24 protein-coding genes are annotated in these 17,472 nt (G+C 69.4%); all 24 read right to left on the bottom strand.

What is annotated here, in order from left to right:
- Positions 1-543 (bottom strand): 50S ribosomal protein L6, encoded by a 543-nt coding sequence (gene rplF, locus AB3M81_RS02225; RefSeq protein WP_412902274.1) that lies wholly within the window; start codon positions 541-543, stop codon positions 1-3.
- Between the two features lie 16 nt (positions 544-559).
- Entirely contained in the window at positions 560-967 is a 408-nt protein-coding gene (gene rpsH, locus AB3M81_RS02220) for a 30S ribosomal protein S8 (protein ID WP_412902273.1), read from the bottom strand.
- A gap of 96 nt (positions 968-1,063) precedes the next feature.
- A complete protein-coding gene (locus AB3M81_RS02215; protein WP_313405580.1) occupies positions 1,064-1,249 on the bottom strand; it encodes a type Z 30S ribosomal protein S14 in 186 nt (61 codons plus the stop codon).
- 1 nt (position 1,250) lies between these two features.
- Positions 1,251-1,811: a 50S ribosomal protein L5 gene (gene rplE / locus AB3M81_RS02210; protein ID WP_412902272.1), complete on the bottom strand. Its 561-nt coding sequence runs from the start codon at positions 1,809-1,811 to the stop codon at positions 1,251-1,253.
- 2 nt (positions 1,812-1,813) lie between these two features.
- Entirely contained in the window at positions 1,814-2,125 is a 312-nt protein-coding gene (gene rplX, locus AB3M81_RS02205; protein WP_412902271.1) for a 50S ribosomal protein L24, read from the bottom strand.
- Between the two features lies 1 nt (position 2,126).
- Complete coding sequence (rplN, locus tag AB3M81_RS02200; protein ID WP_179422745.1) at positions 2,127-2,495, bottom strand: 50S ribosomal protein L14; 369 nt, start codon at positions 2,493-2,495, stop codon at positions 2,127-2,129.
- Between the two features lie 7 nt (positions 2,496-2,502).
- A complete protein-coding gene (rpsQ, locus tag AB3M81_RS02195; RefSeq protein ID WP_412902270.1) occupies positions 2,503-2,784 on the bottom strand; it encodes a 30S ribosomal protein S17 in 282 nt (93 codons plus the stop codon).
- Positions 2,781-2,999 (bottom strand): 50S ribosomal protein L29, encoded by a 219-nt coding sequence (gene rpmC / locus AB3M81_RS02190; protein ID WP_412902269.1) that lies wholly within the window; start codon positions 2,997-2,999, stop codon positions 2,781-2,783. Before rpmC ends, rpsQ begins: the two co-directional genes overlap by 4 nt.
- Positions 2,999-3,418: a 50S ribosomal protein L16 gene (gene rplP, locus AB3M81_RS02185; RefSeq protein ID WP_412902268.1), complete on the bottom strand. Its 420-nt coding sequence runs from the start codon at positions 3,416-3,418 to the stop codon at positions 2,999-3,001. Before rplP ends, rpmC begins: the two co-directional genes overlap by 1 nt.
- Positions 3,418-4,215: a 30S ribosomal protein S3 gene (rpsC, locus tag AB3M81_RS02180; RefSeq protein WP_412902267.1), complete on the bottom strand. Its 798-nt coding sequence runs from the start codon at positions 4,213-4,215 to the stop codon at positions 3,418-3,420. The genes rplP and rpsC overlap by 1 nt, the downstream gene beginning before the upstream one ends.
- Position 4,216: 1 nt before the next feature.
- Positions 4,217-4,630: a 50S ribosomal protein L22 gene (gene rplV / locus AB3M81_RS02175; protein ID WP_412902266.1), complete on the bottom strand. Its 414-nt coding sequence runs from the start codon at positions 4,628-4,630 to the stop codon at positions 4,217-4,219.
- Complete coding sequence (rpsS, locus tag AB3M81_RS02170; protein ID WP_412902265.1) at positions 4,627-4,908, bottom strand: 30S ribosomal protein S19; 282 nt, start codon at positions 4,906-4,908, stop codon at positions 4,627-4,629. The genes rplV and rpsS overlap by 4 nt, the downstream gene beginning before the upstream one ends.
- Before the next feature lie 20 nt (positions 4,909-4,928).
- Positions 4,929-5,756 (bottom strand): 50S ribosomal protein L2, encoded by an 828-nt coding sequence (gene rplB, locus AB3M81_RS02165; protein WP_412902264.1) that lies wholly within the window; start codon positions 5,754-5,756, stop codon positions 4,929-4,931.
- Between the two features lie 15 nt (positions 5,757-5,771).
- Entirely contained in the window at positions 5,772-6,074 is a 303-nt protein-coding gene (gene rplW, locus AB3M81_RS02160; protein WP_412902263.1) for a 50S ribosomal protein L23, read from the bottom strand.
- Positions 6,074-6,982 (bottom strand): 50S ribosomal protein L4, sunset domain variant, encoded by a 909-nt coding sequence (gene rplD / locus AB3M81_RS02155; protein WP_412902262.1) that lies wholly within the window; start codon positions 6,980-6,982, stop codon positions 6,074-6,076. The genes rplW and rplD overlap by 1 nt, the downstream gene beginning before the upstream one ends.
- A 5-nt stretch (positions 6,983-6,987) precedes the next feature.
- Positions 6,988-7,638, bottom strand: a complete 651-nt coding sequence (gene rplC, locus AB3M81_RS02150; RefSeq protein WP_412902261.1) for a 50S ribosomal protein L3 — start codon at positions 7,636-7,638, stop codon at positions 6,988-6,990.
- Between the two features lie 16 nt (positions 7,639-7,654).
- Positions 7,655-7,963, bottom strand: a complete 309-nt coding sequence (rpsJ, locus tag AB3M81_RS02145; protein WP_412902260.1) for a 30S ribosomal protein S10 — start codon at positions 7,961-7,963, stop codon at positions 7,655-7,657.
- Positions 7,964-8,321: 358 nt separating this feature from the next.
- Entirely contained in the window at positions 8,322-9,230 is a 909-nt protein-coding gene (locus AB3M81_RS02140) for a cation diffusion facilitator family transporter (RefSeq protein WP_412902259.1), read from the bottom strand.
- An 84-nt stretch (positions 9,231-9,314) separates the two neighbouring features.
- A complete protein-coding gene (tuf, locus tag AB3M81_RS02135) occupies positions 9,315-10,508 on the bottom strand; it encodes an elongation factor Tu (RefSeq protein WP_412902258.1) in 1,194 nt (397 codons plus the stop codon).
- 102 nt (positions 10,509-10,610) lie between these two features.
- Positions 10,611-12,722 (bottom strand): elongation factor G, encoded by a 2,112-nt coding sequence (gene fusA / locus AB3M81_RS02130; RefSeq protein ID WP_412902257.1) that lies wholly within the window; start codon positions 12,720-12,722, stop codon positions 10,611-10,613.
- 69 nt (positions 12,723-12,791) lie between these two features.
- A complete protein-coding gene (gene rpsG, locus AB3M81_RS02125; protein ID WP_412902256.1) occupies positions 12,792-13,262 on the bottom strand; it encodes a 30S ribosomal protein S7 in 471 nt (156 codons plus the stop codon).
- Entirely contained in the window at positions 13,262-13,636 is a 375-nt protein-coding gene (gene rpsL / locus AB3M81_RS02120) for a 30S ribosomal protein S12 (RefSeq protein ID WP_019143662.1), read from the bottom strand. The genes rpsG and rpsL overlap by 1 nt, the downstream gene beginning before the upstream one ends.
- Positions 13,637-13,869: 233 nt before the next feature.
- Entirely contained in the window at positions 13,870-14,601 is a 732-nt protein-coding gene (locus AB3M81_RS02115) for a maleylpyruvate isomerase family mycothiol-dependent enzyme (RefSeq protein WP_412902255.1), read from the bottom strand.
- A gap of 18 nt (positions 14,602-14,619) precedes the next feature.
- A complete protein-coding gene (locus AB3M81_RS02110) occupies positions 14,620-17,457 on the bottom strand; it encodes an FAD-binding and (Fe-S)-binding domain-containing protein (RefSeq protein WP_412902254.1) in 2,838 nt (945 codons plus the stop codon).
- Between the last annotated feature and the right edge of the window lie 15 nt (positions 17,458-17,472).

The raw sequence follows: 17,472 nt of genomic DNA, 5'->3' as shown, positions 1-17,472 counted from the left end.
TTACTTACCAGCCTTTCCGGCCTTGCGCAGGATGCGCTCGCCCGCGTAGCGCACGCCCTTGCCCTTGTAGGGCTCCGGCTTGCGGATCTTGCGGATGTTGGCGGCGACCTCACCCACGGCCTGCTTGTCGATGCCGGCGACCGTGAGCTTGGTCGGGCCCTCGACGGTGAACGTGATGCCCTCGGGCGCCGTGAACGGCACCGGGTGGCTGAAGCCGAGGTTGAGCTCGATCTCCGACGGGCCCTTGGAGAGCACGCGGTAGCCGACGCCCACGATCTCGAGCTTCTTCTCGTAGCCCTCGGTCACACCGATGACCATGTTGTTGACCAGCGTGCGGGAGAGGCCGTGGAGGGCCTTGCTGCGACGCTCGTCGTTGGGACGCTCCACCGCGAGCGAGCCGTCCTCGTCCTTGCGGACGGTGATGGGCTCGGCGACGGTGTGCGACAGCTGACCCTTGGGGCCCTTGACCGTGACGGTCTGGCCCTCGATCGAAACCTCGACGCCCGAAGGAACGGCGACGGGGAGCTTGCCGATGCGCGACATGTTCAGTCTCCTCTCGTCACCAGACGTAGGCGAGGACTTCCCCGCCCACTCCGTTCGTGTTGGCCTGACGGTCCGTCAGGAGGCCCTGGCTCGTGGAGATGATCGCCACGCCCAGGCCACCGAGGACCTTGGGAAGGTTGGTGGACTTCGCGTACACGCGAAGACCCGGCTTGCTGATGCGTCGGATGCCGGCGATCGAGCGCTCGCGGTGCGGGCCGTACTTCAGCGTGATGGTCAGCGACTTGCCGACCTCGCCCTCGGCCGGCTCGGCCACGGAGTAGTCGGTGATGTAGCCCTCCTGCTTCAGGATGGCGGCGACGCCCTCCTTCAGCTTGGAGTGCGGCATCGTCACCGCGTCGTGGTACGCCTGGTTGCCGTTGCGGACACGCGTCAGCATGTCCGCGATCGGATCAGTCATCGTCATGGTTGGGTGTTTCCGTTTCTCGCCGCGGTTTCCGTCTCGTGCTCGCCGGCGACGCCGACGGGTGGGAGGGGACCTACTGCGCTTGAGTGGTGGTGATTACCAGGAGCTCTTGGTCACGCCGGGCAGCTCGCCGCGGTGCGCCATCTCCCGCAGGCAGATGCGGCACAGGCCGAACTTGCGGTAGACGGAGCGGGGACGGCCGCAGCGCTGGCAGCGCGTGTAGCCACGCACGGCGAACTTCGGCGTGCGGGACTGCTTGACCTTCAGACCGGTCTTCGCCATGTCAGTTCTCCTTGTACGGGAAGCCGAGCAGCTTCAGCAGCGCGCGGCCCTCTTCGTCGTTGGTGGCCGTCGTGACGACCGTGATGTCCATGCCCCGGCTGCGATCGATCTTGTCCTGGTCGATCTCGTGGAACATGACCTGCTCGGTCAGGCCGAACGTGTAGTTGCCACGGCCGTCGAACTGCTTCGGCGACAGGCCGCGGAAGTCGCGGATGCGCGGCAGCGCGAGCGTCAGCAGGCGGTCGAGGAACTCCCACATGCGGTCGCCACGCAGCGTGACGTGCGTGCCGATCGGCATGCCCTCACGCAGCTTGAACTGCGCGATGGACTTGCGGGCCTTGGTCACCTGCGGCTTCTGGCCGGTGATGGCCGTCAGGTCGCGGATGGCACCCTCGATGAGCTTGCCGTCGCGGGCCGCCTCGCCGACGCCCATGTTGACGACGATCTTGGTCAGGCCGGGGACCTGCATGACGTTCTCGTACTCGAACTGCTCGCGCAGCGCGGGCAGGATCTCCTCGCGGTACTTCGCCTTCAGGCGAGGTCCGGTGACAGTGTCGGCCATGCTCAGATCTCCTTTCCGGTCTTGCGGCTGATGCGGGCCTTGCGGCCGTCGACGACGGCCGAGCCCACCTTGGTCGTGGTCTTGCCGTTGTCGGACTCGACGACGAGCATGACGTTCGAGGCGTGGATCGGGGCCTCGGCGGTGATGATGCCGCCCTCGGCGCCCGACTGGCCCGCCTTCGTGTGCTTCTGGACGCGGTTGACGCCCTCGACGATCACGCGGCCGGACTCCAGGACGGCGATGACCTTGCCCTCGACGCCCTTGTCCTTGCCGGCGATGACCTTGACCTGGTCACCCTTGCGAATACGTGCCATGTCAGAGCACCTCCGGAGCGAGCGAGATGATGCGCATGAACTTCTTGTCGCGCAGCTCGCGGCCCACGGGGCCGAAGATGCGCGTGCCGCGCGGGTCACCGTCGGTCTTGAGGATGACCGCGGCGTTCTCGTCGAACTTGATGTACGAACCGTCCGGACGGCGGCGCTCCTTGGTGGTGCGCACGACGACCGCCTTGACGACATCGCCCTTCTTGACGTTGCCGCCGGGGATCGCGTCCTTGACGGTGGCGACGATGGTGTCGCCGATACCGGCGTAGCGACGACCGGAGCCACCGAGAACGCGGATGCAGAGGATCTCCTTGGCACCCGTGTTGTCGGCGACCTTGAGTCGCGACTCCTGCTGAATCATCTGTCTCTCACTTCGCCTTCTCGAGGATCTCGACGACGCGCCAACGCTTCGTGGCGGACAGCGGGCGCGTCTCCGACAGGAGCACGCGGTCGCCGATGCCGGCCTCGTTGGCCTCGTCGTGAGCCTTCAGCTTGATGTTGCGGCGCAGGACCTTGCCGTACAGCGGGTGCTTGAAGCGCTCCTCGATGCTGACGACGACGGTCTTGTCCATCTTGTCGCTGACGACCAGACCCTCGCGGATCTTGCGTGCGGAGCGCTCGTTGCTCACTTCAGTGTCCTTCGTGCTCATGCCTCGACCTCCTCGATGATGCCGAGCTCGCGCTCACGGATCACCGTGTAGATGCGCGCGATGTCCTTGCGCACCGTGCGCAGGCGCGCGGTGTTGTCGAGCTGCCCGGTGGCGTTCTGGAAGCGCAGGTTGAACAGCTCCTCCTTCGCCTCCTTCAGCTTCTCGGCCAGGTCGCCGGCGGTGAGGTCGCGGAGTTCTGCGGCGTTGCTTGCCATCACAGGTCTCCTGTCTCGCGGGTGATGAAGCGTGCCTTCATCGGCAGCTTGTGGATCGCACGGCGCATCGCCTCACGGGCGACCTCTTCGGACACACCGGAGAGCTCGAACATGACGCGGCCGGGCTTGACGTTGGCGACCCACCACTCGGGCGAGCCCTTGCCCGAGCCCATGCGGGTCTCAGCGGGCTTCTTGGTCAGCGGGCGGTCCGGGTAGATGTTGATCCAGACCTTGCCGCCACGCTTGATGTGGCGGGTCATGGCGATACGAGCCGACTCGATCTGTCGGTTGGTCACGTAGTGACCCTCGACCGCCTGGATGCCGAAGTCACCGAACGCGAGCTCGGTGCCGCCCTTGGCAACGCCACGCCGCTTGGGGTGGTGCTGCTTGCGGTACTTGACGCGACGAGGCATCAACATCAGGACTCAGCTCCTTCCGTGGCCGCGGGAGCCGTGGCGGCCGCGGGCGCGGCAGCGGTGGCGGGGGCGGCGTCACGAGCGGGGCGGCGACCGCCACGCTCTCCACGACCGGGACGACGGCTGCCGGGGGCGGCGGCGCGACGGGCCTGCTCGGCCTCGCGCTCGGCGCGGGTGCCGGCGACCTCACCCTTGTAGATCCAGACCTTCACGCCGATGCGGCCGAAGGTCGTCTTGGCCTCGTAGAAGCCGTAGTCGACGTCCGCGCGCAGCGTGTGCAGCGGGACGCGACCCTCGCGGTAGAACTCCGAGCGGCTCATCTCGGCGCCGCCGAGACGGCCGGAGCACTGGATGCGGATGCCCTTGGCGCCGCTGCGCATCGTCGTCTGCATCGCCTTGCGCATGGCGCGGCGGAACTGCACACGACCCGACAGCTGCTCGGCCACGCCCTGCGCGACGAGCTGGGCGTCCATCTCGGGCTGCTTGACCTCGAGGATGTTCAGCTGGACCTGCTTGCCGGTCAGCTTCTCCAGGTCGCCGCGGATGCGGTCGGCCTCGGCGCCACGGCGACCGATGACGATGCCCGGACGCGCCGTGTGGATGTCCACGCGGACGCGGTCGCGGGTGCGCTCGATCTCGACGCGGCTGATGCCGGCGCGGTCCATGCCCTTGGTCAGCAGGCGGCGGATCTTGACGTCCTCACCGACGTAGCTGCTGTACAGCTTGTCGGCGTACCAACGGCTCTTGTGATCCGTGGAGATGCCCAGGCGGAAACCGTGCGGGTTGATCTTCTGACCCATGTCAGTTGCCACCCTTCTTGTCAGTTGCAGGTTCGACGACCACCGTGAGGTGGCTGGTGCGCTTCAGGATGCGGTTGGCCGCACCCTTGGCGCGGGGACGCCAGCGCTTCATCGTCGGGCCCTCGTCGACCATGACCTGGGTGATGACCAGGTCGGCACGCTGGAGGCCCTCGGTGGTCTCGGCGTTCGCCGCGGCCGAGCCGACCAGCTTGAGGAAGTTCTCGGCCACGGCCTGCGGCTGGAACTTCAGCATGGTCAGCGCGTCCTCGACGCGGGCGCCGCGGATCAGGTCGGCGACACGACGGGCCTTCTGCGGCGTCACACGCACGAAGCGCGCGACGGCGAAGGCGCCGGGGGCGTCGCCGAGCAGCCGCTCGCGGCGGTGGCTCGTGTTGTCGCGGGTGGTGGCACTCATCGACGCTTCGCCTTCCGATCGTCCTTCTCGTGGCCCTTGAACGTGCGGGTGGGAGCGAACTCACCCAGCTTGTGGCCGACCATGGAGTCGGTCACGAAGACGGGCACGTGCTTGCGGCCGTCGTGCACGGCGATCGTGTGTCCGATGAAGGACGGCAGGATCATCGAGCGACGCGACCAGGTCTTGATCACGTTGTGGGTTCCGGCTTCGTTCTGCGCGTCCACCTTCTTCTCGAGGTGGCCGTCGACGAAGGGACCCTTCTTCAAACTACGAGGCATCTTTTACTCCAGGTCCTCTCTCAGCGGCCGCTCTTGCGTCGGCGGACGATCATCTGGTCGCTGGCCTTGCGCTTGCGCGTACGGCCCTCGGGCTTGCCCCACGGGCTGACCGGGTGACGGCCACCGGAGGTCTTGCCCTCGCCACCACCGTGCGGGTGGTCGATCGGGTTCATGGCGACACCGCGGACGGTCGGGCGCTTGCCCTTCCAGCGGTTGCGGCCGGCCTTGCCCCAGTTGATGTTCGACTGCTCGGCGTTGCCGACCTCGCCGATCGTGGCGCGGCAGCGGACGTCGACGTAGCGCATCTCGCCGGAGGGCAGGCGCAACTGCGCCTTGCTGCCCTCACGGGCGACGAGCTGCACCTTGGCGCCGGCCGAGCGGCCCATCTTGGCGCCGCCGCCGGGACGCAGCTCGATCGCGTGGATCGTGGTGCCGACGGGGATGTTGCGCAGCGGCAGGTTGTTGCCGGGCTTGATGTCGGCGCCGGTGCCGGCCTCGACGGTCATGCCCTGCTTCAGGCCCTCGGGCGCGATGATGTAGCGCTTCTCGCCGTCGGCGTAATGCAGCAGCGCGATGCGGGCGGTGCGGTTGGGGTCGTACTCGATGTGAGCGACCTTGGCCGGCACGCCGTCCTTGTCGTAGCGCTTGAAGTCGATGATGCGGTAGGCGCGCTTGTGGCCACCACCCTGGTGACGGGTGGTGATGCGACCCTGGTTGTTGCGGCCGCCCTTCTTGGGCAGCGGCTGGACCAGCGACTTCTCGGGCGTCGTGCGCGTGATCTCGGCGAAGTCCGCCACGCTCGAGCCGCGACGGCCCGGCGTGGTGGGCTTGTACTTGCGAATAGCCATGTGTCAGTCAGTCCTTCAGCTCGGGCTCGAGAAGATGTCGATGCTCTGACCCGCGGCCACGCTGACGACGGCGCGCTTGGTGTCCTTGCGCTTGCCGAGGCCGTTGCGGGTGCGACGGGTCTTGCCCTTGCGGTTGATCGTGTTCACCGCGGTGACCTTGACCCCGAAGATCTCCTCGACGGCGATCTTGATCTGGGTCTTGTTGGCGTCCGGGTGGACCACGAACGTGTACTTGTTGTCGTCGAGCAGGCCGTAGCTCTTCTCGCTGACGACCGGCGCGATCAGCACGTCACGCGCGAAGGTTCCGTGGTTCGTCATCAGTTCTCCTCCTGGGCGGTGAACCCGGCGGCCTCGGCGCTCTCGGCGCTGTCGAACCAGACCGTGGCCTCCGTCTCGTCGTACGCGGCGGCACCGGGCACGACGAAGGTCTTGGCGTTGTCGTCGCCCTTGACCTCGTGGCCCTTGGGCGCGTTGCCGCTGGCCAGCGGAGCCTTCGAACCCGGGCCGTACGGCTGGGTCTTCGTGGCGCCGGCCTTCGCGTCGTCCGCCTTGGCGGGCTTCGCGGGCTGGGCGGCGGGCGCGTCGGCCTCGACCGCGGCCTGGCTGAGCTTGACCGTCTCGGCGCCCTCGGTCGAGCGCGCCGCCACGAAGGCGTCGAACGCGGCCTTGGTGAAGATGACGTCGTCGGCCAGCAGCACGTCGTACGTGTTGAGCTGGTCGAACGTCAGCAGCGCGATGAACTCGGCGTTGCGCAGGCTCTTGACCGTCAGCGCGTCGTCGCGGTCGACGACCACGAGGACACGGGCGCGGTTCGAGAGCTCGCGCACCGCGGCGAGCGCCGTCTTGGTGGACGGGGCGTCACCGGTCACGAGCGCGTCGACGACGTGCAGGCGGCCGCTGCGGGCGCGGTCCGTGAGGGCGCCACGCAGGGCGGCGGCCTTCATCTTCTTGGGCGTGCGCTGCTCGTACGAGCGCGGCGTGGGGCCGTGCACGACGCCACCGCCGGCGTACTGGGGAGCGCGGATCGAGCCCTGGCGAGCGCGACCGGTGCCCTTCTGGCGGTACGGCTTCTTGCCACCGCCGGCGACCTCGCCGCGCGACTTGGTGTCGTGCGTGCCCTGACGGGCGGCGGCCAGCTGGGCGGTGACGACCTGGTGCATCAGCGGAATGCTGACGCGGGCGTTGAAGATGTCGACGGGCAGGTCGACGTCAATCGTCTGTGCCATGTCGGTCAGGCTCCCTTCGCAGCGGAGCGGATGACCACGAGGGCGCCCTTGGCCCCGGGCACGGCGCCCTTGACCAGGATCAGGCCGCGCTCGGTGTCGACCGCGTGGACGGTGAGGTTCTGGGTGGTCACGGTGTCCGTGCCCATGTGGCCCGCCATGCGCAGGCCCTTGAAGACGCGACCGGGCGTGGCGCAGCCACCGATCGAGCCGGGCTTGCGGTGGTTGCGGTGCGCGCCGTGCGAGGCGGAGACGCCGGCGAAGCCGTGACGCTTCATGACGCCGGCGAAGCCCTTGCCCTTGCTGGTGGCGGTCACGTCGACCTTGTCACCGGCGGCGAAGATCTCGGGCGAGATCTCCTGGCCCACGGTGTAGTCGGCGACGGCCTCGGTGCGGATCTCCACGACGTGGCGGCGCGGCGTGACGCCGGCCTTCGCGAAGTGGCCGGCCTGCGGCTTGGTGAGCTTGCGGCCGTCGATCTCGCCGAAGCCGAGCTGGACGGCGCTGTAGCCGTCCGTCTCGCGGGTGCGGATCTGGGTGACGATGTTCGTCGAGGCCTCGAGGACGGTCACCGGGACGACCCGGTTGTTCTCGTCCCAGACCTGGGTCATGCCGAGCTTGCGACCGAGGAGGCCGCGCGCGGTGAGAGTGCTGCTCATGGTGTGCGTTCCTCCCTCAGAGCTTGATCTCGATGTCGACACCGGCCGGCAGGTCGAGTCGCATGAGCGAGTCGACGGTCTTCGGCGTGGGGTCGATGATGTCGATGAGCCGCTTGTGGGTGCGCATCTCGAAGTGCTCGCGGCTGTCCTTGTACTTGTGCGGCGAACGGATGACTACATACACGTTCTTCTCCGTCGGCAGCGGCACGGGGCCGGCGACCCTGGCACCGGTGCGGGTCACCGTGTCGACGATCTTCTTCGCCGACGAATCGATGACCTCGTGGTCGTAGGCCTTGAGCCGGATACGGATCTTCTGTCCCGCCATGCTCTCGCTCGTCCTTTACGTTCGTCTTCGTTCGCTGGGCCCCGGGTTCGGGGACAGCATGCCCCCTTGTTCCGTATCCCGAGGTCGGGCGTGTCGCAGTGCTGGACGCACGCAAGTTCGCACACTTCTCGAGTTAGGTGGTTGGACCGGCTCCGCCTCACGATTGCGGGTGCGACTGGCCGGACAACATGGTCTCGGGTCCGGCCCCTGCGTTGAGCCAGGCGTGAGATTCCTGACCGCATGAGCCACCGCGAACATGCCGGGGCAACCTGACCATTCTGACAGACGCCGGGGCTCCAACACAAATCGGGTCCGAACCGTTCTCGTGTGCCGTCCGACACCCCGCCCCCGTCGGCGCTCAGCCGCTCGCGTGGCAGCGGGTCTCGACGTGCCCCGCGGGCTCGATCTGGAAGGTCGAGTGGGCGACGTCGAAGTGATGGCTCAGGCACGAGCACAGGTGGTCGAGCACGTGGTGCGCGTCGGCCATGTCCGTGACGGACTCGTCCACCACGACATGGGCGCTCATGACCGGCATGCCGCTCGTGATGGTCCACACATGCAGGTCGTGGACGTCGACGACGCCCTGCACCCCGAGGATGTGGCCGCGCACCTCGGCCAGGTCGACGTCGCGGGGGCTCGACTCCAGCAGCACCTCCGCGACGTCCCGCAGCAGCGACACCGCGCGCGGCACGACGAGCGCCGCGATCAGCAGGGAGGCGACCGGGTCGGCCGCGTGCCAGCCGGTCAGCAGGATCACGACGGCGGACGCGATGACGGCGACCGAGCCGAGCGCGTCCCCCAGCACCTCGAGGTAGGCACCGCGGACGTTGAGGCTCTCCTGCGCCCCCGACCGGAGCACGACCAGGCCGACCACGTTGACGACGAGCCCCACCACGCCGGCCGCAAGGACCCACCCGCCCTCGATCGCCGGCGGGTCGTCGAGCCGGCGGAGCGCACCGACGACGATCGCCACGCAGATGCCCAGCAGCACGAGGCCGTTGATGCCGGCGGCGAGCACCTCGGTGCGGTGGACGCCGTAGGTCTGCCGCGGTCCCCCGGGCCGCTGAGCGACCGAGATCGCGGCCAGCGCCAGCACCAGGCCGAACGAGTCGCTCAGCATGTGGCCCGCGTCGGCGAGCAGCGCGAGCGAACCGGTCAGCAGCCCCACGACCACCTGGACCACCAGGACACCGAGGGTGAGGCCGAGCACCGCGAGCAGCTTGCCGCGGTGTCGGACCCCGGCGCCGTGTGCGTGGTCGTGCCCCATGCCCGCAGGCTACCGGGGAACGAAAGAACCCCCGGGACCGAAGTCCCGGGGGTTCCTCACGCAGTGCGTGTCAGATCAGCAAGCTCACTTGTTGATCTTGGTGACACGGCCGGCGCCGACGGTGCGGCCGCCCTCGCGGATGGCGAAGCGCAGGCCCTCCTCCATGGCGATCGGCTGGATCAGCACGACCGACATCTCGGTGTTGTCGCCGGGCATGACCATCTCGGTGCCCTCGGGCAGCGTGACGACGCCGGTGACGTCCGTGGTGCGGAAGTAGAACTGCGGACGGTAGTTGTTGAAGAACGGCGTGTGACGGCCACCCTCCTCCTTGGACAGGATGTAGACCTGGCCCTCGAACTCCGTGTGCGGGGTGGTCGAGCCGGGCGCGATCACGACCATGCCGCGCTCGACGTCCTCGCGCTTCGTGCCACGCAGCAGCAGGCCGACGTTCTCGCCCGCCTGGCCCTCGTCGAGGAGCTTGCGGAACATCTCGATGCCCGTGACGGTCGTCGTCTGCTTGGTCTCACGGATGCCGACGATGTCGACCGTGTCGTTGACCTTGACGACGCCGCGCTCGATGCGGCCGGTGATGACGGTGCCACGACCGGTGATCGTGAAGACGTCCTCGACCGGCATGAGGAACGGCTTGTCCGTCTCACGCGGGGGCAGCGGGATGTACTCGTCGACCGCGTTCATGAGCTCGAGGATCGACTCGCCCCACTTGGCGTCGCCGGTCAGGGCCGGGTGGGCCGCGACCTTGACGACGGGGACGTTGTCGCCGTCGAAGTCCTGCTCGTTGAGCAGCTCACGGACCTCGAGCTCGACGAGCTCCAGGATCTCCTCGTCGTCGACCATGTCGCACTTGTTGAGCGCCACGACCATGGCCGGCACGCCGACCTGGCGGGCGAGCAGCACGTGCTCACGCGTCTGCGGCATCGGGCCGTCGGTGGCGGCGACCACGAGGATCGCGCCGTCCATCTGAGCCGCGCCGGTGATCATGTTCTTGACGTAGTCGGCGTGGCCGGGGCAGTCGACGTGCGCGTAGTGGCGGTTCTCGGTCTGGTACTCGACGTGCGAGATCGAGATCGTGATGCCGCGCTGGCGCTCCTCGGGAGCCTTGTCGATCTGATCGAACGCGTAGTCCTCGTTCAGATCCGGGTACTTGTCGTGCAGCACCTTGGTGATCGCCGCGGTCAGCGTCGTCTTGCCATGGTCGATGTGACCGATGGTGCCGATGTTCATGTGCGGCTTGGTCCGCTCGAACTTCGCCTTAGCCACTTGGGCCCTCCTGGTTTGGTTTCTCTAGCTTGTGTTGACTGAAACGCCGTGTGGAACGCGTAGGAGCGAACCTCAGGCCACCCTATGCGATGGGGCCGAAGCTCACTCGCCCCGGGCCTTCTTGACGATCTCTTCGGCCACGGCCTTGGGGACCTCGGCGTAGGAGTCGAACTGCATCGAGTACGACGCGCGTCCCGAGGTCTTGGACCGCAGGTCGCCCACGTACCCGAACATCTCGGACAGCGGCACGAGCGCCTTGATCATCTTGGCGCCGCCGTAGCCCTCCTCCATGGACTGGACCTGTCCACGTCGGGAGTTGAGGTCGCCGATCACGTCGCCCATGTAGTCCTCGGGCGTCGTGACCTCGACGGCGAACATCGGCTCGAGCAGGACCGGGTCGGCCTTGCGCGCAGCCTCCTTGAACGCCATCGAGCCGGCGAGCTTGAACGCGAGCTCGGAGGAGTCGACGTCGTGGTAGGCGCCGTCCTCGAGCGTGACCTTGACGTCGACCATCGGGTACCCGGCGATGACACCGAACTGCATGGCGTCCTGGGCACCGGCGTCGACCGAGGGGATGTACTCGCGCGGCACGCGGCCGCCCGTGACCTCGTTGACGAACTCGTAGCCGCCCTCGCCACCGGCAGCCGGGCTGTTGGGCTCGATGCCGATGACGACCTTGGCGAACTGGCCCGAGCCACCGGTCTGCTTCTTGTGCGTGTAGGAGACGCCCTCGACCTTGCGGCGGATCGTCTCGCGGTACGCGACCTGCGGCTTGCCGACGTTGGCCTCGACGCGGAACTCGCGCTTCATGCGGTCGACCAGGATGTCGAGGTGGAGCTCGCCCATGCCGGCGATGATCGTCTGACCGGTCTCCTCGTCGGTGTGGACCTGGAACGTCGGGTCCTCCTCGGCGAGACGCTGGATCGCGACGCCGAGCTTCTCCTGGTCGCCCTTGGTCTTGGGCTCGATCGCGACCTCGATCACCGGGTCCGGGAACGTCATCGACTCGAGCACGATGGGCGCCGAGGCGTCCGCGAGCGTCTCGCCGGTGGTGGTGTCCTTCAGGCCCATGACGGCGACGATCTGGCCGGCGCCGACCGAGGCGATCTCCTCACGCTTGTTCGCGTGCATCTGGTAGATCTTGCCGATCCGCTCCTTGCGGCCCTTCGTGACGTTGAGCACCTGCGTGCCCGCCTCGAGGCGACCGGAGTAGACGCGGACGAACGTCAGCTTGCCCAGGTGCGGGTCAGCGGCGATCTTGAACGCCAGGCCGGCGAACGGCGCGTCCTCGGAAGGCTCGCGCGTGTCCTCGATGGACTCGTCCTTGGCGTCGTGACCCTTGACCGCGCCCACGTCGACGGGGCTGGGCAGGTAGTCGACGACGGCGTCGAGCAGGGGCTGGACGCCCTTGTTCTTGAACGCCGTGCCGCACAGGACCGGGTTGAGCTTGGCGGCCAGGGTGGCGCGACGGATCGCGGCCTTGAGGTCCTCGACCGAGATCTCCTCACCCTCGAGGTACGCCATGGCGATCTCGTCGTCGACGTCGGCCAGCGTCTCGAGCAGGTTCTCGCGACCCTCGGCGGCGGCGTCGGCCATGTCGGCCGGGATCTCCTCGACCGTGTAGTCCTCGCCCACGGCCGTCTCCCCGCGCCACGTGAGCGCGCGCATCTCGACCAGGTCGACGACGCCCAGGAAGTCGGACTCGGCGCCGATCGGCAGCTGCATCACGAGGGCCGTCGCGCCGAGGCGCTCGCGGATCGTCTTGACGCAGAAGTCGAAGGACGCGCCGGTGCGGTCGAGCTTGTTGACGAAGCACATGCGCGGGACGCCGTACTTGTCGGCCTGACGCCACACGGTCTCGGACTGCGGCTCGACGCCGGCGACGCCGTCGAACACGGCGACCGCGCCGTCGAGGACGCGCAGCGAGCGCTCGACCTCGACGGTGAAGTCGACGTGACCGGGCGTGTCGATGATGTTGATCTGGTGCTTCTTCCACCAGCAGGTCGTCGCGGCGGACGTGATGGTGATGCCGCGCTCCTGCTCCTGCTCCATCCAGTCCATGGTGGCGCCGCCCTCGTGGACCTCACCGATCTTGTACGTGATGCCGGTGTAGAACAGGATGCGCTCGGTGGTGGTGGTCTTGCCGGCATCGATGTGCGCCATGATGCCGATGTTGCGGACCTTCGTCAGGTCGGTGGTGATGTCGGTTGCCACGTGAGGATCAGCCTTCGCAGAGATGTGGAACGGTGAGGGAGCGCGGGGCGTGGAGCCCCGCGCCCACGATCACCAGCGGTAGTGGGCGAACGCCTTGTTGGCTTCGGCCATCTTGTGGGTGTCCTCGCGCTTCTTCACGCTGGCACCGAGGCCGTTGCTGGCGTCGAGCAGCTCGTTCTGGAGACGCTCGGCCATGGTCTTCTCGCGACGCTCGGAGCTGTACTTGACGAGCCAGCGCAGCGCGAGGGTGGTCTGACGGCCGGGACGGACGTCGATCGGGACCTGGTAGGTCGCACCGCCGACGCGGCGGCTCTTGACCTCGAGGCTGGGCTTGACGTTGTCCAGCGCGCGCTTGAGCGTGATGACCGGATCGGTGCCGGTCTTCTCGCGCGTGCCCTCGAGGGCGGCGTAGACGATGCGCTGAGCGACCTGCTTCTTGCCGTCGAACAGCACCTTGTTGATCAGCTGGGTGACCAGCTGGCTGCCGTAGACCGGATCGGTCTCGATGGCACGCTTCGGAGCGGGACCCTTGCGAGGCATCAGCTCTTCTCCTTCTTCGCGCCGTAACGGCTGCGAGCCTGCTTGCGGCCCTTGACGCCCTGGGTGTCGAGGGAGCCGCGGATGATCTTGTAGCGAACGCCCGGGAGGTCCTTCACACGACCGCCGCGCACGAGCACGATCGAGTGCTCCTGCAGGTTGTGGCCCTCACCGGGGATGTACGCGGTGACCTCGGTGCCGCTGGACAGGCGCACACGGGCGACCTTCCGCAGCGCGGAGTTCGGCTTCTTCGGGGTCGTGGTGTACACGCGGGTGCACACGCCACGGCGCTGGGGCGAGCCCTTGAGGGCCGGCGTGTTGGTCTTGACGACCTTGCTCTGGCGGCCCTTGCGGACGAGCTGGTTGATGGTGGGCACTATGCCTCTTCCTGGGAGGGTCTCCCGTTGCAATCGCGGGCGCGCATGCCGCCTCGCGGGTCTTCCTCGATCTCCACCACGCCGGCATCCGGCCACCGTGGTCACGGATCATCGGGCCAGGGGCCCTTGTCCGTTCGAACGTCGCGCCGACTCACATCGGGCACGGCTCCCCATGTTACCCGAGCGCACCACGTCGGGACAAATCGCCTCCGCCGGGCGGCGACGCCCCCTCCTCAGGGGACGCGCGGGCCGGCGAAGAAGGCCTCCGCGGCGCCGGCCGGGGCGACGGCCGCGGCCGGGACACGGCCCCACAGCGCGAGGTAGAGGTCGGTCGCCGTGCCGACGGCCTCGCCCTCGACGTCGACCTCGCGCTGCACGAGGCGCGGGGGTCCGGCCGGGTCGTCCTCGTCCGGGGCGACGATCCAGGAGCGCTCGACATCGGTGGCCACGAGACGGATCGGCGCGTGCACGTGGGGACGGCGCCCACGCTGGGTCATGCGACGGCCGAACACGCGGATCGCCTCGGAGATCCCGTCCGTGGCGACCTGCGGGTCGACGTCCCAGACGATCTCGGGCAGGTCGAGCGCCTGGGCCAGGTCGACGCGGTGCACGCACGTCTCGTGCAGCTGGCGGCGCGGCCAGAACGCGGCGACCTCGTCGATGCCGGCGAAGTTCGGCGTCGGCTCGTCGGGGTCGACGGCCTGCAGCGCCGCGATGAGCGCGGTCGCGGTGCCCGCGTACCACTCGTCGAGCGGCTCGGTCGCCCGCGCGGCCGGCTCCTCGGGGATCCGCTGCCCGGACAGGACGATCGCCGCCGCCCAGCGGTGGACCGACCCCAGGTGCCTCACCAGCTCGGCGGTGGTCCAGTCCGGGCACGCCGGCACGGGCTCGTCGCCCTCGAGGCGGCCGACGAGGGACGCCACCCCGGCCATCTCGCGGCCGAGCAGGATCAGCGGGTCTTCCATGGCGTCATCCTGCCGTGCTCAGTCCTCGCCGAGCAGCAGCTGCGCGAGGTGGACGGCGCGCACCCCGGCGAGGTCGTCCAGCTGCGTGCGGCAGCTGAAGCCGTCGGCCACCACGATCGCGTCCGGCCCCGCGTCGCGGACGGCCGGCATGAGCTGCAGCTCCGAGACCGCCACGGAGACCTCGTAGTGCCCCTTCTCGACGCCGAAGTTGCCCGCCAGGCCGCAGCAGCCGCCGACCCGCTGCACCGTGGCGCCCGTGCGCGACAGCAGCTGCAGGTCCGCCTCGAAGCCCATGACCGAGGACTGGTGGCAGTGCGGCTGCACGACGAGCGTCCGGCCGCTGAGGTCCGGGACCTCGAGCTCCTCGCGGTCGCGCAGCAGCTCGGCCAGGGTGAACACGCCCCGCGCGACCTCGGCGGCGCGCGGGTCGTCGACGAGCTCGACGGCGTCGGTGCGCAGGACGGCCAGGCACGAGGGCTCGAGCCCGACGACGGGGATGCCCTGCTCCACGAACGGGTGCAGCTGCTCGACCGCGGCGCCCGCGAGCCTCGCGGCGTGGTCGAGCTGGCCCGTGCTGATCCATGTCAGGCCGCAGCACTGCTGGCGCTCGAGTAACCGCACCTCGTAGCCCGCGCGCTCCAGGAGTCGCACGGCCGCGCGGCCGGCGTCGGTGGAGAAGTACTCGGTGAACGAGTCGGCCCACACGAGCACGGGGTCGCCGCCCGTGACGGGCTCGCGGCGGGCCATCTCCTTGGAGAACGTGCGCGGCGCGAACGCCGGGATGCTGCGCCGCTGGTCGATGCCGGCGACCCAGCGCGCGACGTGTGCGATGCCCGGCACGCGCATCGCGACGTTCGTGAGGCGGGCCAGCGGAGCGCCCAGCCGCGCCCACATCGGCAGGCGGCCCAGGATGTAGTGGCTGCGCGGGCGGCGCCGTCCCTTGTACGTCTGGTGCAGGACCTCGGACTTGTAGCTGGCCATGTCGACGCCCGTGGGGCAGTCGCCCAGGCACCCCTTGCACGACAGGCACAGGTCCAGTGCCTCGTGCACCTCGGGGCTCGACCAGCCGCCGTTCACCGAGCGGCCGTCGACCATCTCCTGCAGCACGCGCGAGCGGCCGCGCGTCGAGTCCTTCTCGTTGCGCGTCGCCTGGAAGGACGGGCACATGACGCCCGCGGCGGGGGCCGCGAGGCACTTGCCGACGCCGGTGCACCGGTGGACCGCGGCGCCGAAGTCGCCGTCGTCGTGCAGCAGCCTGAGGCCCTTGCGGGTCGCCGGGAGGCCGGCGGGCCAGCCCGCGCCGAGGGTCCGCAGGTCCGCGTCGAGCGGACGCGGGCGCACCAGGACGCCGGGGTTGAGCAGGTCGTCGGGGTCGAAGACGTGCTTGACCTGCTCGAACAGGGCGATCGCCTCGGGCGAGTACATGATCGGCAGCAGCTCCGAGCGCGCGCGGCCGTCGCCGTGCTCGCCGGAGAACGAGCCGCCGTGCGACGCCGCCAGGTGGGCGGCGTCGGTCAGGAACGACCGGAACCCGTCCCGGCCGCCGGGTGCGTCGATCGGGAAGTCGATGCGCACGTGGACGCAGCCGTCGCCGAAGTGGCCGAAGGGCGTGCCGTGCAGGTCGTGCTCCTCCAGCAGCGCCTCGAAGCCGCGCAGGTACTCCCCCAGCCGCTCGGGCGGGACGGCGGCGTCCTCCCAGCCGGCCAGCGCGGGGCGGTCCCAGACGCGCGAGGCCAGGCCCGCGCCCTCCTCGCGGATCCGCCACAGCACCGACTGCTCGATCGGCGAGGTCACGTGGCGGTGGCCCAGCGCGCCGGCCGCGCGGACGACCTCGTCGGCCTGGGCGCGCAGCTCGGCCGGGTCGTCGCCGGCGAGCTCGACGTAGAGGAAGCCGTCGCCCTCGGGCATCGCGGGGACCGAGGACGGGCCGTTGGCCGCCCGGTAGACCTCGACGATGCGGCCGCCGAGGCCCTCGCACGCGATCGGGCCGAACGGCAGGATCGCCGGGACGTGGTCGGCGGCCTCGGCCATCGACGGGAACGACAGCAGCAGCAGGTGCCGGACGGGCGCGTCGCGCACGAGGTCGACGGTGGCGCCGAGCATGACGGCCAGCGTTCCCTCGGTGCCCGCCATGAACGAGGCGACGTCGAACCCCCGCTCGGGCAGCAGGTGCTCGAGGCTGTAGCCCGAGACCTGCCGGCCGAAGCGGCCGAACTCGGTGCGCACCGTGGCCAGGTGGTCGCCCACGAGCCCGCGCAGCCGCTCGAGCCGCTCGGACGCGACGGCCACGTCGCGGCCGACCTGGATCCGCTCCCCCGTCATCGTCAGCAGGTCGAGCGCCGCGACGTTGTCGGCGCTGCGGCCGTAGCCGAGGGCGCGGTTCCCGCACGCGTTGTTGCCGATCATGCCGCCGACCGTGCAGCGCGTGTGCGTCGACGGGTCGGGGCCGTAGCGCAGCCCCAGGGGCGCGGCGGCGCGCTGCAGTGCGGCGTGCACGACGCCGGGCTGGACCTCGGCCGTGGCGGTGGCCTCGTCGACGGCGAGGATCCGGTTCATGTGCCGGGAGAAGTCCAGGACCACGCCGGTGCCGACGGCGTTGCCGGCGATCGAGGTGCCGGCGCCGCGAGAGGTCAGGGGCGTGCCGGTCTCGCGACAGGCCTCGACGACGGCGTGGACCTCGTCGTGGTCGCGCGGCCGCACCACGACGGTGGGCTCCACGCGGTAGAGGGACGCGTCCGAGCTGTAGAGCGCGCGGGCCAGGGAAGAGTCGTCGACGTCGGTGACGCCGGCACGGCGCAGCGCGGCGACGACATCGCCGGTCGCGCCGGCGGGCGGGTCGATCACGGGAGTGGTCACGGGGCTCCTCCATCC

Source organism: Aeromicrobium jepli (assembly GCF_047246605.1).
Taxonomy (GTDB): domain Bacteria; phylum Actinomycetota; class Actinomycetes; order Propionibacteriales; family Nocardioidaceae; genus Aeromicrobium.
Note: the sequence above shows the minus strand (reverse complement) of the source record. Positions and strands in the feature narration are given on the sequence as shown.